Consider the following 23149-nt stretch of genomic DNA (forward strand, 5'->3'; position numbering starts at 1 on the left):
CGATGACAAGTGCTGGAAGATGGTCTCTCGCTGCGCTCGTGGTCGTCGCGGCTCTCGTCGTGGCGATCTGGCCGCGCGGGGGAGACGACACGACGCCCACGTCCACGGGTCCGTCGTCGTCCGCGTATCAGCCGCCGACGTTCACTCCGTCGTCGGAATCGCTCGATCAACTCCGTAGCCAGGCCTCACTGGCTCCCTGTCCGACTCCGACGGGCGAAGCTCCGGCCGGCTCGGCTCTGGCCGGAATCACCCTCGACTGCGTGTCAGACGGTCGGCCCGTCGACCTTGCCGCAGCGGTCGGCGGAAAACCGACTCTGCTCAACTTGTGGGCGTACTGGTGCGCGCCATGCGCCGAAGAGCTTCCGTACCTTCAGGAATTCGCGGAGCGCGCCGAGGGCAGCATCAACGTTTTGACGGTGCATTCGGATCCGAATCAGGAGAACGCTTTGACGCGACTCATCGACTACTCGGTGCGTTTACCCGGCGTCCAGGACGGTGACGGCAAGGTACGGATCGCAGTGGGCGCACCGCCGGTGCTGCCGGTGTCGGTGCTCGTGCGCGCGGATGGAACAGTCGCCAAGGTCTTGCCTCAACCTTTCCGCAGTGCGGACGAAATCGCCGCCGCTGCGGCGCAATATCTGGGAGTCGTCGTATGAGCACACCGGTTCCCGAGTGGTTGCGCGCTGTTGCCAGCACCGAGCCCACCGATCCACACCGGATCAACCCCGTCCTCGAGCGTCGCGCGCCGCGCGGGACCGTGACGCGTCCGGCCGCGGTGCTCGTGCTCTTCGGCGGACCGCGTGAGGCAGACCCTCTCGCCGTCGGCGGCTTGCCGGAGGGCGCAGACGTGTTGCTGACCCAACGGGCGTCGACGATGCGTCAGCACAGCGGACAGGTCGCATTCCCGGGCGGCGCCGCCGATCCGGGCGACGACGGCCCCATCGGCACCGCGTTGCGTGAAGCGCAGGAGGAAACCGGGCTTGATCCGAGCGGAGTTCAGCCGCTCACCGTGCTGCCGGAGATCTTCATCCCGCCGTCGGGTTTCGACGTGACGCCGGTGCTCGGCTACTGGGAGCAGCCGACGACGGTGGGGATTCAGGACGAGGGCGAGGTCGGACGGGTGGCCAGGGTGCCGCTGCGCACGTTGCTCGACCCCGACAACCGGTTTCAGGTTCGCCATCCCCTCGGATACCAGGGCCCGGCGTTCCGCGCCGACGGCATGCTGGTCTGGGGGTTCACAGCAGGAATCCTCGCGGCGCTGTTCACGGTGTCGGGCTGGGAGATTCCGTGGAACTACGAGGACGTGAGAGACCTGGACACAGCGCTGTCCGAGTTCGGTGAAGGTGTCGAGGATTCGGCGGTGCCGCGATGACAGGTTCTCGTTGGGTGGACATCGCCATCGTTCTGGTCGCCCTCATCGCGGCCACGTCCGGATGGCGTCAGGGTGCGGTGGCGTCGGCGTTGGCGTTTGTCGGCGTGATCCTCGGTGCCGTCGCCGGAATTCTGTTGGCGCCACACCTGCTCGTGCACGTCACCGAAGGCAAGCTGCGCATCCTCGCGGGCATCTCGCTGATCGTGGTGTTGGTCATCATCGGCGAAGTCGCCGGCATGGTGCTCGGACGCGCGGCGCGCAGCGGAATGCACAGTCCGACGGCGCGATCCGTCGACAGCGTCATCGGTGCGGGTCTACAGGCGGTGGCCGTCGTGGTCGCGGCGTGGTTGCTCGCGATTCCGCTCACTTCTTCGTCGCAGCCGAATATTGCCGCCGCTGTTCGTGGTTCGGATGTTCTCGCCAGCGTGGACGAACTGGCGCCGCAGTGGCTGCGCCGCATCCCGACGGAGTTTTCGGCGTTGCTCGACACCTCCGGCCTGCCGGACGTCATCGGCCCGTTCGGGCGTACGCCCATCACCGAGGTCGAAGCACCCGACGCGAGCGTTCTGGCCAGTCCGTTGGCGGCGCAGTTGCGTCCGAGTGTTCTACGCATCAACGGCGTCGCACCGAGTTGCCAGCGCGCGCTCGAGGGATCCGGATTCATCGTCGCTCCCGAACGCGTCATGACCAACGCACACGTGGTTGCCGGAACCGAGAGCATCACGGTGGACACCATGGAGGGCGCGCTGCCCGCGCAGGTGGTTCTCTTCGACTCCGCCGTCGACATCGCGATTCTGGCGGTTCCCGGACTGGACGCACCGGTGCTGCCGTTTGCTCCGGAGCAGGCTCAGACCGGCGACAACGCGTTGGTGCTCGGTTACCCCGGCGGCGGTCCGTACACGGCCAGCGCAGCCCGCGTTCGTGAGGTCCTGAACCTGAACGGACCGGACATCTACAAGGCCGGAACCACTCAACGTGAGGTCTACACCGTCCGCGGATCCATCAGGCAGGGCAACTCTGGTGGGCCGATGGTCGACGATCAGGGGCGCGTCCTCGGCGTCGTGTTCGGTGCTGCCGTCGACGACAGCGACACCGGATTCGTCCTCACCGCCCAGGAAGTATCGCGCCAGTTGAACGCGGCTGCCTCGGCGTCGACCCCGGTGCCGACAGGCGCCTGCATTCTGTAGCGGTCACTTCTCCGTAAGGAGGAAGTCCTCGAGTTCGCGGTTGACGCGCTCGGGGGCTTCCTGGTGCGCGTAGTGACCAACTCCGGCAATGGTGCGTAGTTTCTCGCCGGGAGCCCAATGCTTGTCGCGCCGCACGGTACGGGTGAGCACGTACGGGTCGAGTTCGCCGTGAATCTGGACGATCGGAATGCGAAGAACCTGATCCATCAAACGCATGAAGCGACGACCCTCGGGCCGGAGCTGGCTGCGGAAGGCCCAGCGCTGGTACTCCAGCGTGGAATGCGCGACGCCCGGGATCCGGATCGCGGCCCGCATCTTGGTCATCACGTCCGCGAACTCGGGTTGCTGCGGCCAGGTGGGGCCGGACCGCGAGCGAACCAGACGCTCCACCTCGGCGCCGTTGTCGGCCGTCAACCGACGTTCCGGGCGTAGCGGTACCTGATAGGCCAGGAATGAGGGCAAAAGCGCGCGGCGCTGATATGGGTCGCGCACGACTGCTTTCTTGAGTGCCATCGGGTGTGGTGACGAGATCAACGCGATCGACCGCACCAGGCGTGGATGCAGGAGCGCGGTCGCCCAGCACACCAACCCGCCGTCGGCATGACCGATCAGCGTGGCCTTGCCGTAACCCATCGCACGAATGAGACCGGCTACGTCACCGGCGAGCGTCCAACCGTCGTAGCCGCGAGGGGGTTTGTCGGAATCGCCGTACCCACGAAGATCCATGGCGACGACGCGGAATCCCTGCTCCGACAGTGCCGTCAACTGATGGCGCCAGGACCACCAGAAATCGGCGAATCCGTGCAACAGGACCACCAACGGAGCATCCGGCTCCGCGTCGCCTACCTCGACGACGTGAAACCGGATGCCGTTGGCGTGAATGTCCCGGTGAATCCAGGGGCCGTCGAACCTGACGGTGGATGGATCTGGGGCTGCCACTTTCGATCAGACTCGCTACCGGCGCGCGTTGAAATCGACAGACGGCTTTGCGTCGTCATGGCTGCCGGGAAGGACGTTCTTGGCCTGCTTGAGCGATTCGATCGTCTTCTCCGGAGCCCTCAGCTTGCGCACACGCAGATAACCGAGCAGCGCCAGAATCGCGGTGGTCACCACCATGATCAGGAAGACGATGAGGAACGCCAGCCAGCGCGGCACCCAGGTATCGAGCATCTCGGCCAGGAAGAAAAAGAAGAAGAACGAGCTGAACAGCAGAACCGTGAAGGCCAGGATGAAGAAGACACTGCCCTGCAGACCCTTCTTGACCTCGCCCGTGACCTCGGCCTTGGCAAGTTCAACCTCGGCGCGCACGAGGGTGGAGACCTGTGCGGTCGCGTCCTTGACGAGGGCCCCGATGGTGGCCTCACCCGGCGTGCGGGCGTCCACATCGGTGAGAGGGATGGACGAGACCGTGTTCGGTACTCCATCTCCGGTGAAGCGCTGGCTCTCTCCGTTGGTCAAGCTCACTTGTCGACCTCTCCAGGTAGTTCTCTCGCGTCCGTGGCAATGGCGGTGGAAGCGTCGTCTCGAGCCGCATGAACTCGTCCACGTCGCCACAGCAGCGCTGATCCGATCAGCGATGCCACCAACGATGTCACGAGAACTGCGGCCTTCGCTATCTCGGCCTCGCTGCCATCGCCGACCCCGTCCAATGCGAGGTCTGCTACAAGCAGGCTAACGGTGAACCCGATGCCACCGAGAACTGAGAGGGCAAACATGTCTCTCAATTCCAGTGTCTTGGGCTTGGTGGCTATGCCCAATTTGATCGCGAGCAGGGAAATTCCGAAGATTCCGACGGTCTTTCCGACCAGAAGGCCGACGACAACCGATTGCCCGACGGGGTCGGTGAAAATGTCGCCGAGTACCGCGGCGTTGATCGGAACACCGGAGGCGAACAGTGCGAAGACGGGGACGCAGAAGCCTGCGGAGTACGGCTGAATGCGGTGCTCGAGGCGGCTGCCCGGCGCGTACTCCTCGTCCGGATCGCGCCTGACACGGGTGAGTAGGCCGAGCGCGACGCCCGCGAGTGTGGCGTGTATCCCCGCTTCGTGCATCGCGTACCAGGTCAGTAGTGCCAGCGGGACGTAGAGGAACGGCGTCGTGATGCGCTTGTGCTGGGCGTAGGCGTAGACAGCGAGGGCTGCGGCCGCGGTCAGCAGCCACAACATCGCGAGGGAGCCGGTGAACAGTACGGCGATGAGGATGATGGCGAGCAGATCGTCGACGACGGCCAGGCTGAGCAGGAAGACTCGGGCGCTTGCGGGGATCTTCGATCCGGTGAGAGCGAGCACGCCGAGGGCAAAAGCGATGTCCGTCGCGACGGGAATGGCCCAGCCCTTGTCCATACCTGGAGTGCCGAAGCCGATGGACGCCGCGATGATCGCGGGGACCAGGACGCCGCCGCACGCCGCGATGATCGGGAGCATCGCGGCTTTGCGGTCCGCGAGCTCGCCGACCACCAGTTCGCGTTTGAGTTCGAGGCCGGCGACGAAGAAGAAGACGGCAAGCAGTCCGTCTTGCGCCCAGGTGCCAAGGCTGAGGTCCAGATGGAGTGCAGACGGGCCGATCTGGAAGTCGCGCAGTGCGATGTAGCTCTCACCGAAAGGTGAGTTCACCCAGATCAGAGCGATGGCAGCGGCGATGAGCAGTATCGATCCGCCCACCGTTTCGGTGCGGAGATAGCGGGACAGTTCGGAACGCAAAGTGGAGATCACGCGTGGGGACGACCTTTGTTCGTGCACCCGAGTTCGGATGCAACAGACATGAACGTGATCGACGTTGTAAAGCATCGAATGCACGTGCCGACCAGACTTCCCGGCTCACCTTTACGGGATTTTATCGCGGATTGCTCGCTGAGCCGAATTAGCGAACCGAATTTGCGCCGGAAAACCCCGCGGGTGTTCAATTCCTACTGATTGGGACACCATCCCACCAATTGGACAATTTTCGTATAACGGCGCAGGAGCATGTTTTGAGCACGTCAGTCAGTGAGAACCCACCCAAGCCGGAGGGCGGCGACGCAGATACCGTCGCCGGAGTGCCGCGCAGCCGAATCGTGGTTGCCAGCATGGTGGGTACGTCCATCGAGTTCTACGACTTCTACATCTATGCAACAGCGGCAGTATCGGTGTTCCCGCACCTGTTCTTCCCGAAGGGCAACGACACCACCGCGCTTCTCGCGTCGTTGGCGACGTTCGGACTCGCGTTTGTCGCCCGTCCCCTCGGCTCGATTCTCTTCGGACACTTCGGTGACCGCGTCGGACGCAAGGCAACTCTGGTCGGCTCGCTGCTGACGATGGGCATCGCGACCTTCCTCATCGGACTGCTGCCCACTTATCACCAGATCGGTCTACTGGCCCCGGCGCTGTTGGCGCTCATGCGTTTCTGCCAGGGCCTCGGACTCGGCGGCGAATGGTCTGGCGCGGCTCTGCTCGCGACCGAGACGGCCAAGGAAGGCAAGCGGGCCTGGGCGGCGATGTGGCCGCAGCTCGGTGCACCCATCGGCTTCTTCATGGCCAACGGACTGTTCCTGATCATCACGCTGTTCATGAACCACGACAATTCCAGCCCGGACCTCGAAGGTGCCTTCCTGAGCTGGGGATGGCGAATTCCGTTCCTGCTCAGCGCAATCATGGTGATGATCGGCCTGTACGTCAGGCTCAAGCTCGAAGAGACCCCGGTGTTCGCGCGTGCAGTCGAGCGCGGCGAGAAGGTCAAGACCCCGGTCGCCGAGGTATTCAAGACCAGCTGGCGTCAGCTCATCATCGGTACGTTCGTGATGCTCGCGACGTACACGCTCTTCTACATCATGACCACCTGGGTACTCAGCCACGGAACCGGCAAGACGGCGGCCGACGGCGGAACTGGCGCCGGCTTCAAGTACACCGATTTCCTTGTCCTGCAGCTCATCGCAGTCGTGTTCTTCGCTGCCGCCGTGCCGGTCTCGGGTTGGCTTGCGGACCGTTACGGGCGTCGTATCACACTGCTGATCATCACCGGCCTGATCATGGTGTTCGGCTTGACCTTCGGCGTGTTCCTCGAACCGGACGGAATGAACGACGGTCGTATGTTGGCGTTCCTCATCGTGGGCATGCTGCTCATGGGCCTGACCTTCGGACCGATGAGTGCCGTTCTCCCGGAACTCTTCCCGACCAACGTCCGCTACACGGGCTCGGGAATCGCGTACAACACCGCCAGCATTCTGGGCGCTGCGGTGGCGCCGTTCATCGCCGTCTACCTCGCGAAGAACTACGGCGTCGGCTGGGTCGGCATCTACCTCCTCGTAGCTGCGACGCTGACTTTTGTTGCGCTGCTGGTCATGCGCGAGACAAAGGGTGAGTCGCTAGACGATGTAGGGGCATGACCCTGCTGTGCGCCTTTATTAACCCCCGGCGGTTAATAAAGGCGCACAGCAGTTGTCAGGGAAGCTGAGCAGGCAGGACGTGCTCACCGGTCTTGTCGGTGCTCAAGGCCAACGAACTGATGTACTGCTTCTCGCCGTTCGGACCGGGAACGTTCGACGCGAGCATGTCGGGTCGCTCGAACTCGATGCCGCTGACGCAGCACAGAAGCGTTTCGCCGGAGGGGTTCCCGTACTCGTCGAACATCGGCAGGTCGATGCCGTCGTCGGTGCGCCGCAGGTAGTACTTGCCCTTGGTGGCGACGGCGAGGACCGGCGGCATCACCAGTGCGATGACGATCGCGACGATCGGGGAGAACGGCTTGATCGCCGAACCGAAAGCACCGAAGAACACCAGGATCGAAATACCCGCGGCCAGCAGCATCGACACGAAGCCGACGGGGTTGACGTCGTAGAGCATTCCGCGTCGGAACTCGGGGACCTTCGGGGAGAGCTTCAACCAGTACTTGTTGATCGCGATGTCGGAGGCGACGACCACGACCCAGGCGATACCGCAGTTGGCGTAGAAGCCCAGGATCGTGTTGAGGAAGTCGAACATGTTGGCTTCCATCAAGATCAGTGCGATCGCCAGGTTGACCAGAACGAAGATCATGCGTCCCGGGTAGGTCTTGGTGACGCGAGTGTACGAGTTGGTCCAGGCCAGTGAGCCGGAGTACGCGTTGGTGACGTTGATCTTGATCTGGCTGATGACCACGAGGATCACGGCAAGGGTCATGGCCAGCCAGTGCGGCATCATGTCCTGGTAGATCTCGAGAAACTGGTGCACGGGCTGGTTGGCGATCGAAGATCCGTCGACGACGTTCGCGATGATGTACACGGCGAGGAACAGTCCGACGATCTGCTTGAACGCGCCGAAGATGACCCAGCCGGGCCCCGCGAGAATTACTGCAGCCCACCAACGACGGGTGTTCTCCGGCGTCTTGGGCGGCATGAAGCGTAGGTAGTCGATCTGCTCGGCGATCTGTGCGATCAGCGACAGGCAGACACCCGCGGCCAGCATCACCGATCCGAAGTTGACGCCCTTGCCGTTTGCGCCGTCCTCACCGCCGAAGGCGAAGAACGCGCTCACCGAATCTGGGTGCTTGAACAGCAGATACAGGAACGGCAGCACCATCATGACGAGCCACAGAGGCGTCGTCCACACTTGGAGCTTTGCCAGAGCCTTCATTCCGTAGATGACCAGTGGAATGACCATCAGGGTCGAGACCGCGTATCCGATCGAGAGTGGGATCCCGAGCCCCAGTTTCAAACCCTGGGCCATGATGGAACCTTCGAGCGCGAAGAAGATGAAGGTGAACGTCGCAAAGATGACGTTGGTGACCACCGAGCCGTAGTAGCCGAAACCACTTCCGCGCGTGATCAAATCGAGGTCGATGTTGTATCGCGCGGCGTAGTAGGCGAGTGGGAAGCCGGTGGCCATGATGACGACGGCAAACACGGCGATGCCCAGCAATGCGTTACCGGTGCCGTACGAGATGCCGATGTTGGCGCCGATCGAGAAGTCTGCGAGATACGCGATTCCGCCGAGCGCGGAGGTCGCGACGACGCCGGTTCCCCATTTGCGGTAGCTGCGTGGCGCAAATCGGAGGGTGTAGTCCTCCAGAGTCTCCTTCAGTGCGGCGTTCTCACCGAGATCTGCCCTGTCCGGTGCGCCGGCGGACACCTGCTCGTTCACTGCTGTCATGACGTCACTTCCCCTGGGTGCCTGTGCATGTGCACTTTGTGGTGCAGGCACCCAACCTAGGGAGGTGGCGTTACGCGGACATGTTTGAAATGTGTCGCCCACGTTGCGGATTCGATCCGCAACGTGAGCGAGCACTCATGGGACTTTCTTTACCTGTATCTGATCACCAACTGCCCGCGCCTGCAAGGCGAGTGGCTGCGTCCCGACTGGTCGTAGGTCGAGAACGGCGGCGGCCACCGGGTCGGCCAAGACGTTTCGGATGGTCCGGCGCAGGCCACGTGCTCCGTACACCGGATCGAATCCGCGCCGTTGCAACAGAGCGACGGCGCTGTCGTCCACGTCGACGTCGACGCCTCTCCTGGCCAACCGAGTCGTGATCAGTTCGATCTCGAGCCGGGTCACTTGTTCCGCGGTCTGTTCGTCGAACTCGTCGAGGATCACGGTTTCGTCGATGCGGTTGAAGAACTCGGGGTCGAAGAACTTCTCGAGAGCGCGCTGCACCAAGTGGTGGCTATGGCGTGGTCGATCGATCCGGACACGATCGGCGAGCTGCCGCACCCGGGACCGTCGACGTTCCGCCACCGCAGCAGAACCGAGATTCGAGGTCAGGAACACGTAGCTGTTGCGGAACGAGATCTTCTGCTGACCGTTCGCCAACCGGAGTTCGCCGTTGTCGAGGACCTGCAGGAGCGCACGTAGAACGGTGGGGTCGGCCTTCTCCACTTCGTCGAACAGGACGATTCCGGGGGTGTACGGATCGCCCTCGACGGTGTTCTTGTCGAACAGTGTGAAGGACTCCTTGCTGCCGGCGTACCCAGGCGGAGCCCCGGAGAACGACGCCGCATAATGCTCTTGAGCAAGAGCATTCATGTCGATGCGGCACAGATCGTCGGGCCCGGACCGTAGTTCCGCGGCCACGCGCCGCACCAACTCCGTCTTGCCGACGCCGGTGGGGCCGACCAGAAGGATGTTGGCGAGCGGACGCGTCGGATCCGTGGCACCGACATGCGCGATCGAAATCGCCCGAACCACTGCGTCGACGGCGGCCTGTTGTCCGACGATCTTGGAACTGAGGGCTTTCGAGAGATTGCGAGCGCCGAAGGCTCCGACCGGTACGGGTTCGGATTGTTCCTCGGCCAGTGGTGGTGCTGCACTGTTCCGGTCATGGAGCATGTCGGTGATATACGGCACAGCGAGATCCTTAAACTTCGATTGTCTTCTCGACCGGCAGGTTTCCGACGCGGCAGTCCGCTACGCCCACTGTGTCTCGGGTGATGGCCTCGACGCGTTCCTGAGCCTTCTGGGCATCGGTGACCCACAGCTTGTAGAACTCGAACGGGCAGTCCGCGACGCCCTTGTCTCCGTCACCTGCTGCGTGCACGCCGGAGTATCCGCGGTGAAGGAGCTTGAAGATGTGGTTCTGGGACTGATCGTTCTCGCGTGCGTCGCGAATGGCGGACACGGACAGCTGCGCGTACTGGATTCCGTATTCCTCCTCGCCGGTCTCACCTAGCGTCCGGCCGTCGAATCCGATGATCGCGGAGTGTCCGAAGTAGGAGTAGACGCCGTCGAATCCGGCTGCATTGGCAACTGCCACATAACAATTGTTGGCCCAGGCCATTGCCTTGGACATCATCACCTGCTGGTCCTTGGCGGGGTACATGTAGCCCTGGCAGCGGACGATGAGTTCTGCACCCTTCATCGCGCAGTCACGCCAGATCTCCGGGTAGTTGCCGTCGTCGCAGATGATGAGTGAGATCTTCAGGCCCTTGGGACCCTCGGATACGTACGTGGTGTCGCCGGGGTACCAACCTTCGATGGGGCACCAGGGCAGGATCTTTCGGTACTTCTGAACGATTTCGCCCTTGTTGTCGATGAGAATCAACGTGTTGTACGGCGGCTTGTTCGGGTGGTCTTCGTGCTGTTCACCGGTGATGGAGAAGATTCCCCAGGTATCGGCCTCGCGGCAAGCTGCGGAAAAGATTGCGGTCTCGTCACCGGGGATGGTTGCCGCTGTCGCATACATCTCCTCTTCGTTGTACATGATTCCCTGCGTGGAGTATTCGGGGAATACCACCAGATCCATTCCGGGGAGTCCGGTCTTCATGCCGATCATCATGTCGGCGATCTTGCGCGCGTTCTCGAGCACTCCGGCGCGATCGTGCAGGCGGGGCATCTTGTAGTTGACTACTGCTACGCCGACCGTGTCGTTGCTCGAGGAGATGTCACCGTGTCGCATTGTCTTTCACTCCTTGGTTGTGTGGATCAGTTGAAGACTGGATGAGTCTGGGGTACTGCGGCTTTGGGTGCGGCGAGGATCTTGGCCAGACCGAGGAGAACTAGAAGCGCTCCGGCCCAGCCGGCGGCTACCGCGGGTGTGGTGTGGAAGTTGTCGGTCAGGATCAGAAAGGCAGGAACAGTGCAGGTGGGCTGGCTCAGCAGGACTGCTGCCCAGCCGGTGAAGCGGCTGAGGTTCTCGCGGCCGAGGCCGAGCACCAGGAAGAACAGCGTCCACAGTGCTGCCCATGCGAGCCAGATGACCCCGAAGACGGGGTCGTTGCTCACCGTGAACGAGAGGAAGGAGTACACGAGCGCGGCGCACGCGACGAACAGTGAGAACCACCCGATTCCTTCCGGTTCGAAGCCGGCGAGATTGCTGATTCCCACGTAGAGGTAGGTGAATCCGAACAGGTAGAGGCCTGAGGCCGCCAGGACGGCGCTCGAATCTCCCTGTGCCTGAATCAACAAAACGGTGGGGACGACGCATTGAAGTGCGCCGACGAAGAGATTGAGGACCGAGGCGGATCGAACGGGAACTGTGCCGAGCAGCATCAGTCCGTTGACGAAGAGGACGGCTCCCACGTAAAGCAAACCAACACTGCCCATCGGGCACCTCCGGTTACTTTCGGGACGGGTTACTTTCAAATGAAATGATTCCAAATGAAACTAAGTGATGCGCGCCACAGAAGTCAAGAGGTGGATCTCAGGGGAAGGTTTCAGAGGGTGGCGATGATCGAGAAGTCGAGTCCGTCGGCGACGGCCAGCTGAATCTTCTGTCGTGCAACGCGATCGCGAAACTCGACGGTTCCGCGAGGTCCGTCGTATGCGGCGCCTTCGACGACGGCGTCCAGGGCGTGCGGGTGGGTGCTGTCGGCGCGTCGAACCAGGGCCGAAAGGGTATGTATCCCTTCGTAACACGACTCGGCAGCGTTGTTCAGTGCCGGAGCGTGCGCGCCGTGCAGTGCGATGTAGCGCCCGAGCAGGTCCATGGAGTTACCGTCGACCATCGAGCGGAAGTACGCTGCCGACGCAAACAGGTTCCGGGTTGCGCGGGGGCCGCTTGCGAGCAGCATGTTTTCTTCCATCAACGGGCTGAACCGGATCATCGACTCGTCGAGGCCTCGGCGGGCGAAGGTTCGGTTGAAGTCGACGGCGTCCTGCCCGACGAGGAGCATGATCACGCCGTCGCAGCCGGAGTTCGAGACGGTCTCGACCAACTGCTTCATGTTGCCGCGCCCCAGATCGACAAACGAACCGCCGACCAGGGTGAGGTCGAGTTCGGTGGCGAATTGCCTCACGGCCCCGAGCGAGCTGTGAGGCCAGATGTAGTCGTCGCCGACGACGAACCACTTGCGCGCTCCGACGTTGTCGCGCAGCCACTTCAGTGCCGGCGCGATCTGCTGTCGTGGTGTTTCGCCCGAACAGTAGATTCCTGGTCGGACCTCGCCGCCCTCGTAGAGCGAGGTGTACGAGTACGGAATACGGCCTGCGACCACCGGCGCGAGTGCGTGCCGGACCGAGGAGATGTGCCAACCGCTGACGGCGTCGATGTCGCCTGCGTCGAGTAGCTGTTGCACGCGGGCTGCGACGACGCCCGGCGCAGCGCCGCCGTCGATCACTTCGATCTGGACTTCGCGTCCCAGTACGCCGCCGGAGTTGTTGAGATCGCGGGCGGCCAATTCGCTGATCGCCTCACACGACGGACCGAACAGTCCGGCCGGTCCTTGGAGAGGAAGCACCATACCCAGGCGCCACACGGCGCTGCGCGCGCGTTCGAGCGCGCCGGTAGCGCTCATGCGTCGCCGCCGGAATCGGAAGTCAGCGGCCTGGCCTGGGTTACTATCATTTCATTTGAAAGTATTGCCCGAGAAGTGTGAAGTACGCAACAGCGGGGGAGCGATCAGTGGGAAAAAGTGACTCCGGAATTCTTGATGCTTCGCTGACGACCGCGCTGGTCCGAGCGGCTCGAATGGCCGCGGCAGCGGCGGAGAAGACGCTGGCGGCTGAGAATCTCACTCTCGATCACTGGATGACGCTCGAAGCCCTGGCGTCGACCGAGGGGCTGACGATGGCTGAGCTGCGCGATCGAACGGGAACACCGGCTCCGACGCTGACGCGAGTTGCGGACAAGTTGGTCTCGCTTGCGCTGATCTATCGCGAAGTCGGTGAGGACGATCGCCGGAAGGTGCGCGTGTTTCTCTCCTCGCGTGGAAAGTCTCTGCACAAGCGGGTTGCCGCAGACATTCGTGTGGCCGAGGAGTCTTGGCTGACGTCGAAAGAGGAAGTGAAGTTGCGAGAGGGGCTCCGCCCCTGTGCGCCTTTCCGGTAGTGGGGACTACCAGAAAGGCGCACGGGGGCCGAAGGCCTTACTTGCCGCGGATTGCGTCGAATACCTTGGGATCGACCAGGGTTGAGGTGTCTCCGAGGTCGCGGCCTTCGGCGACGTCGCGCAGGAGGCGGCGCATGATCTTGCCGGATCGGGTTTTCGGCAGTTCCGGCACGATCGTGATCTGACGCGGCTTGGCGATGGGGCTGATGTCGGTGGAGACCTGCGCCTTGAGCTCGGCGATCAGAACCTCACCGGTGTTCTCGACGCCTTCGCGCAGGATGACGAACGCGACGATGCCCTGTCCGGTGGTCTCGTCCGCGGCACCGACGACGGCAGCTTCGGCGACTCCGTGATGGTTGACCAGTGCTGACTCCACCTCGGAGGTGGAGATGCGGTGACCGGAGACGTTCATGACGTCGTCGACGCGGCCGAGGACCCAGAGGGCGCCGTCGTCGTCGTACTTGGCGCCGTCACCGGCGAAGTACCAGCCTTCTTCGGCGTAGCGGGACCAGTAGGTGTCGCGGTAGCGGTCCATGTCGCCCCAGATGCCGCGGAGCATCGCCGGCCACGGCTCGTCGAGGACGAGGTAACCGTTGCCGCCAGGGCCGAGGGGCTTGGCGTCGTCGTCGACGATCTTCGCGGAAATGCCCGGCAGTGGTGCCATCGCGGATCCGGGCTTGGTGGCGGTGATACCGGGCAGCGGGGAAATCATGATCGCGCCGGTCTCGGTCTGCCACCAGGTGTCGACGATGGGAGCCTTGTTGCCGCCGATGACGTCGCGGAACCAGCGCCACGCTTCGGGGTTGATGGGCTCGCCCACAGATCCGAGCAAACGGATCGAAGACAAGTCGTGGGCGTCGGGAATTTCCCGGCCCCACTTCATGAACGTCCGCACGAGGGTGGGTGCGGTGTAGTAGATGGAGACGCCGTACTTCTCGATGATGTCGAAGTGGCGGTGCTCGTTCGGGGAGTTGGGGGTGCCTTCGTAGACGACCTGGGTGACACCGTTGGAGAGGGGTCCATAGACGATGTAGGAGTGTCCGGTGACCCAGCCGATGTCGGCGGTGCACCAGTAGACGTCTTGTCCCGCTTTGTGATCGAAGACGTTGTGGTGGGTGTACGACGCCTGGGTGAGGTAGCCGCCGGAGGTGTGGATGATGCCCTTGGGCTTACCGGTGGTGCCGGAGGTGTAGAGGATGAACAGGGGATGTTCGGCGTCGAAGGCCTGCGCTTCGTGCTCAGGTGAGGCCTGCGCGACGGTCTCGTGCCACCACAGGTCGCGGCCGTCGGTCCACTCGACGTCGATGCCGGTCCGGTTGACCACCAACACGTTCTGGACGGAGTCGGCGCCGGCGACGGATTCGTCGACCGCTGTTTTGATGGGTGCTGCGGCGCCGCGTCGCCACTGGCCGTCGACGGTGACGACGAGCTTGGCTTGGGCGTCGTCGATGCGCGAGCGTAGGGCAGTGGCGGAGAATCCGGCGAAGACGACCGAGTGCGTCAGGCCGAGGCGGGCGCAGGCGAGCATGGTGACGATCGCTTCGGGGATCATCGGCATGTAGATCGCGACGCGGTCACCGGCGACGAGGCCGAGGTCGGTGAAAGTGTTTGCGGCGCGGCTGACTTCGGCGAGGAGGTCGTTGTAGGTCAGGTCGCGGGAGTCGCCGGGTTCGCCTTCGAAGTGAATGGCGACGCGGTCGCCGTTGCCGGCGAGGACGTGGCGGTCGACGCAGTTGTAGGCGACGTTGAGCTTGCCGCCGACGAACCACTTGGCGACGGGGGCGTCGGTCCAGTCGAGGACGTCGGTCCATTTCTCGTGCCAGTGAAGGCGCTCAGCCTGATTCGCCCAGAAAGCGAGGCGGTCGGTATCTGCGGCAGCCTGCAACTCCGGTCCCGCGTTGGCGGCCGCAGCGAACTCTGCGCTCGGCGGATATGCCTGGGGGACGTCTGTTTCGGCTGCGCTTGTCATGGCTGACGGCCTTCTTTCCACATTGATCGACACTTTTCTGACTCCGTGTGAGGGTAGTCACAAGCTCGCTCAAACGCACCGTTGCATCACGTTGCAACCCGTTGTCCTGCGACGATCGGTCGAATCGATGCGACGGGTGGTCACTTCCGCCGACGAATGAATGTGCCCGAATTCAATTACCCCCAATTTTCCAACAATGGGTGCGGTGCGCGCTTCGGGTTCGATGTGTCTATTGTCAAACCATTATTCGACCGCAACTCGAAGTCACGTTCACTTTCAGTTGTAGGCGACACGACGCCGGCAGTTACGGCTGTCGGCAGGCCGCGAGCATGCTCGGGGTCACTTAGATGTGGAAGGAATTCCTTTGCGTATCTCACGCATAGCGACCGGCGCGGTCGCGCTCGGAATGACGGCAGTGCTGATCACGGCATGTTCGTCCGGCGATTCGTCGGGCGGATCGTCCAGTGGCGTCGTCAACGCCTGGGCGGGCGAGCCTCAGAACCCGTTGATCCCCACGAACACGAGTGAGAACATGGGCGGCCGCGTCCTCGACTCGCTGTTCTCCGGTCTCGTTTCGTACACCGCAGACGGCGGTACGGAGAACGAGGTTGCCGAGTCCATCGAGAGCACCGACGGTCAGAACTTCACCGTCAAGCTCAAGGACGGTTGGACCTTCACGGACGGCACCCCCGTCACCGCGAAGTCGTTCGTCGACGCGTGGAACTACGGAGCCCTCTCCACCAACGCTCAGCTTCAGGCATCGTTCTTCGATCCGATCAAGGGCTACGACGAAGTTGCCGCCGAGGTTCCGACGGCACAGACCATGTCGGGTCTGAAGGTTGTGGACGACTCCACCTTCACCATCGAACTCAAGCAGCCCGAGTCGGCGTTCCCCGATCGCCTCGGCTTCACGGCGTACTACCCGCTGCCCGAGGTCGCGTTCAAGGACATGACCGCCTTCGGTGAGAACCCGATCGGCAACGGCCCGTACAAGCTCGACGGAACCGGCGCGTGGCAGCACAACGTCCGCATCGACACCGTCGTGAACCCGGACTACAACGGCAACCGTAAGCCGAAGAACGCCGGCGTCGACTTCATCATGTACAACAGCCTCGACACGGCGTACACCGATCTCCTGGCCAACAACGTCGACGTTCTCGACCAGGTTCCGCCGAGCGCCGTCACGACCTTCGAGTCGGACCTGCCCGGACGCACCGTCAACCAGCCGTCGGCAACCATCGAGACGTTCACGATCCCGGGTCGCCTGCCGCACTTCAGCGGCGAAGAGGGCATGCTCCGCCGTCAGGCGATCTCGATGGCGATCAACCGCGATCAGATCACCCAGCAGATCTTCAACAAGACCAGGACGCCTGCACTCGACTTCACCAGCCCCGCGATCAAGGGCTGGAACGACTCGCTGACCGGTAACAGCAACGTGAAGTTCGATCCCGAGGCGGCCAAGGCTGCTTGGGCCAAGGCCGACGCCATCGCACCGTGGTCCGGCAGCTTCGAGATCGCCTACAACTCCGACGGCGGACACCAGGAATGGGTCGATGCCACGGCGAACAGCATCCGCAACACCCTCGGTATCGACGCGAAGGGCAAGCAGTACGCCACCTTCGCTCAGATCCGCACCGAAGCCACCGACCGCACCATCCAGAGCTCTTTCCGCTCCGGTTGGCAGGGCGACTACCCGCAGCAGTACGGCTTCCTGGCGCAGAACTACCAGACCGGCGGCAGCTCCAACGACGGTGATTACTCCAACCCCGAGTTCGACCGCCTCCTGCGCGAATCGGCCGGCCAGACCGATCAGGCGAAGGCTCAGGAACTGCTCGATCAGGCCCAGGAAGTCCTGCTCAAGGACCTGCCCGCAGTTCCGACGTGGTACCGCAACGCTGCCAGTGGATGGTCGGAGAACGTTTCCAACGTGACCATCAGCTGGAACGGTGTTCCGGTCTACGAAGACATCGAAAAGAACTGACGCGTAGAACGATCCGCATCTGAAACGTGAGTTCGGGGCGGCAGGCGCCCTGCCTGCCGCCCCGAACTCGTGTTCACACCGGACTGTCCGCTGACGTACACGATCATCGACAAGGAGGTGATCCGATGCTCTGGTACATCGGTCGCCGAGTGCTTCAAATGATCCCGGTTTTTCTCGGGGCCACTCTTCTGATCTACGCCATGGTCTTCCTGCTTCCCGGTGATCCGATTGCCGCGTTGGCGGGCGACAAGGCGCTCAGTCCGGCTGTGGCAGCACAGCTTCGGGAGCGCTACCACCTCGATCTCCCCTTCTATCAGCAGTACCTGCTGTACCTGAAGGGCATCTTCACGCTGGACTTCGGCACGTCGTTCTCCGGACGACCTGTCAGTGAAGTTCTGGCACAGGCATTTCCGATCACGATGAAACTTGCCTTCATGGCACTGATCGTCGAGACGGTCTTCGGTGTCGGCTTCGGCCTCATCGCGGGCCTGCGTAAGGGCGGATTCTTCGACAGCACCGTCCTGCTGTTCAGCCTCGTTCTCATCGCCATCCCGATCTTCGTGATCGGCTTCCTGGCTCAGTTCTTCATCGGCGTCAAATGGGGCATCGTCCCGCCGACGGTCGGTGGCAACACCAGCTTCACCAATCTCCTGCTCCCTGCCCTGGTTCTTGGTTCGGTCTCGTTCGCGTACGTACTGCGACTGACCCGAACGTCCGTGGCGGAGAATCTGACTGCCGATTACGTCCGCACCGCTACCGCCAAGGGACTTTCCCGTGGACGAGTGGTTCGCGTGCACGTGTTGCGCAACTCGCTGATCCCCGTGGTCACGTTCCTGGGTGCCGACCTCGCGACGTTGATGGGCGGCGCCATCGTCACCGAGGGCATCTTCAACATCAACGGCGTCGGTGGCACGATCTACCAGGCCGTGACCAGAGGTGAAGCGCCGACGGTGGTTTCGTTCGTCACCATCCTGATCGTGATCTACCTGATCGCGAATCTGCTCGTCGACCTCTTGTACGCCGCGCTCGATCCGAGGATCCGCTATGTCTGAGACCGTGAAGACCGGACGCGCAGTCCGGCAAAGTCATTTCGTGGCGCCGCCCGAAGTTGCGGCACCGGGGGAGACGGACGCCGTCAAACTCGATCAGGCGCCGACGAGCATGTGGACCGACGCGTGGCGCGACCTACGCAAGCGTCCCCTGTTCATCATCTCGACGATCATCATCCTCGCGGTCATCGTCATCGCAGCGTTTCCGGGCTTGTTCACAAGCACCGATCCGCGGTTCTGCGACCTCACCTACAGCATGCAGGGACCGACCTCAGGGCACTGGTTCGGTTTCGACCGCCAGGGCTGTGACGTGTACTCGCGCACCATCTACGGTGCTCGCGCATCCGTACTCGTGGGCGTCGGTGTCACGGCGTCGGTGCTGGTGATCGGCGTGATCTTCGGTGCGCTGTCCGGTTTCTACGGCGGATGGACCGATTCGATCCTCTCCCGTGTCGCCGACATCTTCTTCGGCATCCCGCTGATCCTGGCTGCCATCGTCCTGATGCAGCTGTTCACCGATCGCACCATCTGGACCGTCGTCGGCGTGCTGGCGCTCTTCGGCTGGCCGCAGATGGCAAGAATCGCTCGAGGCGCGGTGATCTCGGCGAAGAACAACGATTACGTCATGGCCTCGGAAGCGTTGGGTGTCTCGAAGCTCAAGACACTGATCCGCCACGTCATCCCGAACTCGTTGGCGCCCATCATCGTGGTCGCCACCATCTCGCTCGGTACGTACATCGTTGCCGAGGCGACGCTGTCCTTCCTCGGTATCGGTCTTCCGTCCACCGAGGTTTCGTGGGGCGGCGACATCAGCAACGCTCAGGTAACGCTGCGTCAGGGTTCGACCATTCTGTTCTACCCGGCAACGGCTTTGGCGATCACCGTTCTCGGATTCATCATGATGGGTGACGCTCTGCGCGACGCCCTCGATCCCAAGTCGCGGAAGCGGTGAGCACGATGACCACCAAGGAAACTCTCACCTCGGAGGAAACTCCGTTGCTCGAGATTCGTGATCTCGAGGTGTCTTTCCAGTCCAATTCCGGTCCGGTTCCGGCAGTTCGAGGCGTCAGCCTGACCGTCTACCCGGGTCAGACGGTCGCGATCGTCGGCGAATCGGGTTCGGGTAAGTCCACCACCGCCCACTCGATCATTAATCTGCTTCCCGGCACCGGCAAGGTGACGGCAGGCGAGATCATCTTCGACGGCAAGGACATCTCGAAGGTCTCGGAGAAGGACTTCGTCCACATCCGGGGAAGCCAGATCGGTTTGGTTCCGCAGGACCCGATGTCGAATCTGAATCCCGTGTGGAAAGTGGGCTTCCAGATCGAGGAAGCACTGGCCGCCAACGGGATCGCCAAGGGCAAGGCAGCCAAGGTTCGGGCCGCCGAACTGCTCGAGGAGGCAGGACTCGCGGAGGCCGAGAGCCGGTTGGGGCAGTACCCGCACGAGTTCTCGGGCGGTATGCGTCAGCGCGCACTCATCGCAATCGGGTTGTCCGCTCGTCCGAAGCTCCTGATCGCGGACGAGCCGACGTCGGCGCTCGACGTCACGGTCCAGCGTCAGATCCTCGACCACCTCGACGGTCTGACAACGGAACTCGGCACCGCCGTTCTGCTCATCACTCACGATCTGGGCTTGGCCGCCGAGCGCGCCGAGCATCTGATCGTGATGAGCAAGGGTCGTATCGTCGAATCCGGTCCGGCACTGGAGATTCTGAAGCGCCCGCAGCATCCGTACACGCAGAAGCTGGTCGCTGCTGCGCCGTCGTTGGCGTCGAAGCGGCTCAGCTCGTCAGTGGCACGCGCCGAGATTCGCGAACAGGCGGAAGAGGTCGCCGAAGCGGTGAAGGCCGAGGAAAGTGCGGCAGAGTCCTTCGGCAAGGCGACCGACGACGTTCTTGTCGTCGATCATCTGACCAAGGTGTTCAAGCTGCGCAAGGGTTTCCGCAAGACCACCGACTTCACAGCCGTGAACGACGTGTCCTTCAAGGTCCGCCGCGGAACCACGACTGCAATCGTCGGCGAATCGGGTTCCGGTAAGTCGACGGTCGCGCAGATGGTTCTCGGTTTGCTCGAGCCCACTGCAGGCAACGTGGTCTTCGACGGTCAGGACGTGTCCAAACTCGGTGCGAAGGAAACCTTTGCGTTCCGTCGTCGAGTGCAGCCGATCTTCCAGAACCCTTACGGCACGCTCGACCCGATGTACTCGATCTACCGCACGATCGAAGAGCCGCTGCGTACCCACAAGGTCGGGACCAAAGCAGAACGGGAGGCTCGCGTCCGCGAACTTCTCGACAAGGTCGGTCTGCCTCAGTCGGTCATGCGACGGTTCCCGAACGAGCTCTCCGGCGGACAGCGTCAGCGCGTCGCAATTGCGCGAGCGTTGGCACTTCAGCCGGAGGTCGTGATCTGCGACGAGGCGGTCTCCGCTCTTGACGTGCTCGTGCAGGATCAGATCTTGACCCTGCTCAACGACCTGCAAGCAGAGTTCGGGTTGACGTACCTCTTCATCACGCACGACCTGGCCGTGGTTCGCCAGATCGCGGACAACGTGTTGGTGATGTCGCGTGGCTCGATCGTCGAATCGGCACCGATCGACGACGTGTTCGGCAATCCGCAACAGGACTACACCCGCAAGTTGCTCGACGCGATTCCCGGCGGGTCCATCACGCTGGGAAGCTGACGCAACAGGTAGGTAGGCAAGTCCGCAGAGGGGCTGCAAGGGTACCGTCGTTGATCGTGACGGACCCCTTGCAGCCCCTCGTCGATCTTCCAGGCGTACGCGCCGCCGCCGATCATGCGCGCGACGCTCTGGGTGAGGTTCATCGGCACAAGACCAACCGTCGCGGTTGGCCCACCACTGCCGCCGAAGCCGCGGTTCGCGCTGCGCGAGCTTCCGCATCGCTGGCCGGTGGCACCACCGAATTGCCGGCCGAGGGCATGGCCGGTGATCCGATTCTCGCGGGTGCTCTGCGCGTGGCTCAGGCTCTGGACGGCGACAGTCTTCCCCTCATGGAGTCGACGTGGAAGCGCGCCCCGCTGCAGGCTTTGGCCCGGCTGCACCTGCTGGCCGCGGCAGACCTCGTCGAGGACGCGGATCAACTGGGGCGGCCACGGTCGGATCGCGGAGTGGGGGAGCGGTTGGACGCTCTCGCGCAACTCGTTACCGGCGGAACCAGTGCACCGGCGCCGGTTCTGGCGGCCGTCGTGCACGGAGAACTCTTGGCGCTGAGCCCGTTCGGCACCGCTGACGGCATTGTTGCACGTGCGGCTTCGCGTCTGGTTGCGGTCTCGTCCGGGTTGGATCCGCACAATCTGGGAGTCCCCGAGGTAAGTTGGCTTCGGCGGCCGCAGGCGTACACGGACGGCGCGGCTGGATTCGCTTCGGGAAATCCGGCGGGTGTCGGCAGTTGGGTGATCTTGTGCTGTGGAGCTCTCGAAGCCGGTGCGCGAGAAGCGACTTCGATCGCCGACGCGGCGACTGGATAGTCTGCAACAGGGCGAGGCCGGCACATAACGAACGGGCGGCGCTGCCGATAAATCGACTTCGCCGCCCGTCAGCACGGACTACTCGTTACCAAGCGTGCTCGGTGGGTTGTGTGGGTGGCCTCGGCGAGGGATCGCACTTTCTGAGGTCGTCCCCGCAACCGGTGCGGGGTCCTCGCTCAAATTGAACGAATCTCGCAGGCCCACAACGCTTCTGCCCTTATAGTGGCTTGTGCTCCGCGTGGGTGCCCTAGTGCCCGTGCTAGGAATTTCGGTTGGGGAAACGGTCCTTCTCTTCCGAGCCGTTCCTGGCCTTCCGTTCTTCCGTAACTCCTTTGTACCCTGTGTCCGGGCTCACAGCAAGTACCAATTTTTGTTTGTGGGCATTGGATTTCAGCGTTTCCGACGCAGTAGCCCGAAGGTCATGGCGCCGGCCACCAGAGCTGCGATTCCCACCGCTGCAGTTGTGGCCACCGTCGTCGTGGACTGGGCCGACAATCGCGCGCGAAGCGAGACCGGGTTCGAGAAAGTCAGTATGGGCCAACCGTTTACGGCCGCTTCCTTGCGTAATGCACGATCGGGGTTGACTGCGGTGGGATGTCCGACCGCCTCGAGCATGGGCAAATCGGTCACCGAGTCGGAGTAGGCGTAACTGGCGGCGAGGTCGTAGCCGTATTCCGCGGCGAGTTTTTCCATCGCCTCGACCTTGCCCGGACCGTAGCAGTAGAAGTCGACCTCGCCGGTGTAGTGGCCGTCTTCTTCCCTCATCGACGTCGCCACGGAATGGGTGGCGCCGAGGGCGCGGGCGATCGGCGCGACGATTTCCTCGCCCGACGCCGACACCACGATGACGTCGTGTCCACGCAGCTTGTGATCGGCGATCAGATCGGCCGCCTCGGCAAAGACGAGTGGGTCGACGATGTCGTGCAGAGTCTCCGCGACGATGGCCTTCACCTGTTCCACGTCCCAGCCCGCGCACATCGCCGTCAGGTGCTCGCGCATGCGCTCCATCTGATCGTGATCGGCGCCGGACAGAAGAAACAGGAATTGCGCATAGCTGCTCTTGAGAACCGAGCGTCGATTGATCAGACCCTGGGCGAAGAATGGCTTGCTGAACGCCAGGGTGCTCGACTTCGCGATGATCGTTTTGTCCAAATCGAAGAAAGCGGCTGTCCGCCCGGTATTCAGTCCGTTCGCAGGCTTGTCGGTCACAGGAATGAGGATAGTCCGACAGGCGGTTCGTGTGCTCCTCGGCAAGCGTCCTCTTTCGGCGAAAAACAGCAGTTCAGTGCAGCTCAGGCTTGCATTTCTCGCCAATGGCGGGTGTAAGATCGTTGCTGTTCGATTCGTTCGAACTAGTTCAGCCCGACCCCCCGGGGCTGAACTAGACCGCCGT

The 23149-nt window shown here is 62.9% G+C and carries 20 protein-coding genes; 10 read left to right on the forward strand and 10 right to left on the reverse strand.

Annotated elements, in window-relative coordinates; translation table 11 throughout:
- Positions 1-2 precede the first annotated feature (2 nt).
- Genes ABX74_RS01905 through ABX74_RS01915 form a run of 3 tightly spaced genes read left to right on the forward strand, consistent with a single transcriptional unit; the run spans position 3 to position 2559 of the window.
- Positions 3-656, forward strand: coding sequence for a TlpA family protein disulfide reductase (locus ABX74_RS01905; protein ID WP_020905971.1), 654 nt, complete (start codon positions 3-5; stop codon positions 654-656).
- Positions 653-1372, forward strand: a complete 720-nt coding sequence (locus ABX74_RS01910) for an NUDIX hydrolase (protein ID WP_019746622.1) — start codon at positions 653-655, stop codon at positions 1370-1372. Before ABX74_RS01905 ends, ABX74_RS01910 begins: the two co-directional genes overlap by 4 nt.
- Positions 1369-2559, forward strand: coding sequence for a MarP family serine protease (locus tag ABX74_RS01915; RefSeq protein WP_019746623.1), 1191 nt, complete (start codon positions 1369-1371; stop codon positions 2557-2559). Before ABX74_RS01910 ends, ABX74_RS01915 begins: the two co-directional genes overlap by 4 nt.
- A gap of 3 nt (positions 2560-2562) precedes the next feature.
- Here the strand turns inward: ABX74_RS01915 and ABX74_RS01920 are convergent, their stop codons facing one another.
- Genes ABX74_RS01920 through nhaA form a run of 3 tightly spaced genes read right to left on the reverse strand, consistent with a single transcriptional unit; the run spans position 2563 to position 5354 of the window.
- Positions 2563-3498: an alpha/beta fold hydrolase gene (locus tag ABX74_RS01920; protein ID WP_019746624.1), complete on the reverse strand. Its 936-nt coding sequence runs from the start codon at positions 3496-3498 to the stop codon at positions 2563-2565.
- Between the two features lie 15 nt (positions 3499-3513).
- Positions 3514-4023, reverse strand: a complete 510-nt coding sequence (locus tag ABX74_RS01925; protein ID WP_019746625.1) for a phage holin family protein — start codon at positions 4021-4023, stop codon at positions 3514-3516.
- The gene (nhaA, locus tag ABX74_RS01930) at positions 4020-5354 is read right to left on the reverse strand and encodes a Na+/H+ antiporter NhaA (protein ID WP_411269020.1); all 1335 of its coding nucleotides are present in this window, start codon (positions 5352-5354) and stop codon (positions 4020-4022) included. Before nhaA ends, ABX74_RS01925 begins: the two co-directional genes overlap by 4 nt.
- A 173-nt stretch (positions 5355-5527) precedes the next feature.
- Between nhaA and ABX74_RS01935 the strand changes: the two genes are divergently transcribed.
- Positions 5528-6919, forward strand: a complete 1392-nt coding sequence (locus ABX74_RS01935; protein ID WP_020968263.1) for an MFS transporter — start codon at positions 5528-5530, stop codon at positions 6917-6919.
- Positions 6920-6974: 55 nt separating this feature from the next.
- Here ABX74_RS01935 and ABX74_RS01940 read toward each other — a convergent pair whose 3' ends face one another.
- From ABX74_RS01940 to ABX74_RS01960, 5 genes are all read right to left on the reverse strand, one after another.
- A complete protein-coding gene (locus tag ABX74_RS01940) occupies positions 6975-8660 on the reverse strand; it encodes a purine-cytosine permease family protein (protein WP_019746628.1) in 1686 nt (561 codons plus the stop codon).
- 135 nt (positions 8661-8795) lie between these two features.
- Positions 8796-9851 (reverse strand): AAA family ATPase, encoded by a 1056-nt coding sequence (locus tag ABX74_RS01945; protein WP_047888104.1) that lies wholly within the window; start codon positions 9849-9851, stop codon positions 8796-8798.
- Between the two features lie 10 nt (positions 9852-9861).
- Positions 9862-10899 carry an aliphatic amidase gene (locus ABX74_RS01950; RefSeq protein WP_019746630.1) on the reverse strand — a complete coding sequence of 346 codons (1038 nt, stop codon included), beginning with the start codon at positions 10897-10899 and terminating at the stop codon, positions 9862-9864.
- A 26-nt stretch (positions 10900-10925) separates the two neighbouring features.
- Complete coding sequence (locus ABX74_RS01955) at positions 10926-11546, reverse strand: AmiS/UreI family transporter (RefSeq protein ID WP_019746631.1); 621 nt, start codon at positions 11544-11546, stop codon at positions 10926-10928.
- A gap of 110 nt (positions 11547-11656) precedes the next feature.
- Positions 11657-12736 carry a substrate-binding domain-containing protein gene (locus ABX74_RS01960; RefSeq protein WP_047888105.1) on the reverse strand — a complete coding sequence of 360 codons (1080 nt, stop codon included), beginning with the start codon at positions 12734-12736 and terminating at the stop codon, positions 11657-11659.
- Positions 12737-12843: 107 nt separating this feature from the next.
- On the opposite strand from ABX74_RS01960, the gene ABX74_RS01965 reads away from it, so the two are divergent.
- Entirely contained in the window at positions 12844-13269 is a 426-nt protein-coding gene (locus ABX74_RS01965) for a MarR family transcriptional regulator (protein ID WP_041815521.1), read from the forward strand.
- 37 nt (positions 13270-13306) lie between these two features.
- Here the strand turns inward: ABX74_RS01965 and acs are convergent, their stop codons facing one another.
- On the reverse strand, positions 13307-15238 hold the full coding sequence (gene acs / locus ABX74_RS01970) for an acetate--CoA ligase (RefSeq protein WP_029254340.1): 1932 nt from the start codon (positions 15236-15238) through the stop codon (positions 13307-13309).
- Positions 15239-15602: 364 nt separating this feature from the next.
- Between acs and ABX74_RS01975 the strand changes: the two genes are divergently transcribed.
- The 5 genes from ABX74_RS01975 to ABX74_RS01995 all read left to right on the forward strand — a co-directional run bounded on the left by ABX74_RS01975 (position 15603) and on the right by ABX74_RS01995 (position 21756).
- Positions 15603-17219: an ABC transporter substrate-binding protein gene (locus ABX74_RS01975; protein WP_020968269.1), complete on the forward strand. Its 1617-nt coding sequence runs from the start codon at positions 15603-15605 to the stop codon at positions 17217-17219.
- 125 nt (positions 17220-17344) lie between these two features.
- Positions 17345-18271, forward strand: coding sequence for an ABC transporter permease (locus tag ABX74_RS01980; protein WP_019746637.1), 927 nt, complete (start codon positions 17345-17347; stop codon positions 18269-18271).
- Positions 18264-19220, forward strand: coding sequence for an ABC transporter permease (locus tag ABX74_RS01985; protein WP_003946092.1), 957 nt, complete (start codon positions 18264-18266; stop codon positions 19218-19220). Before ABX74_RS01980 ends, ABX74_RS01985 begins: the two co-directional genes overlap by 8 nt.
- 5 nt (positions 19221-19225) lie before the next feature.
- Positions 19226-20950: a dipeptide ABC transporter ATP-binding protein gene (locus ABX74_RS01990; RefSeq protein ID WP_020968270.1), complete on the forward strand. Its 1725-nt coding sequence runs from the start codon at positions 19226-19228 to the stop codon at positions 20948-20950.
- 56 nt (positions 20951-21006) lie between these two features.
- Positions 21007-21756: a hypothetical protein gene (locus ABX74_RS01995; RefSeq protein WP_020905979.1), complete on the forward strand. Its 750-nt coding sequence runs from the start codon at positions 21007-21009 to the stop codon at positions 21754-21756.
- A gap of 390 nt (positions 21757-22146) precedes the next feature.
- Here ABX74_RS01995 and ABX74_RS02000 read toward each other — a convergent pair whose 3' ends face one another.
- Positions 22147-22965, reverse strand: coding sequence for an HAD-IB family hydrolase (locus ABX74_RS02000; protein WP_019746641.1), 819 nt, complete (start codon positions 22963-22965; stop codon positions 22147-22149).
- Between the last annotated feature and the right edge of the window lie 184 nt (positions 22966-23149).

Source organism: Rhodococcus sp. ARP2, assembly GCF_001029585.1.
Classification (GTDB): Bacteria; Actinomycetota; Actinomycetes; order Mycobacteriales; family Mycobacteriaceae; genus Rhodococcus_F; species Rhodococcus_F erythropolis.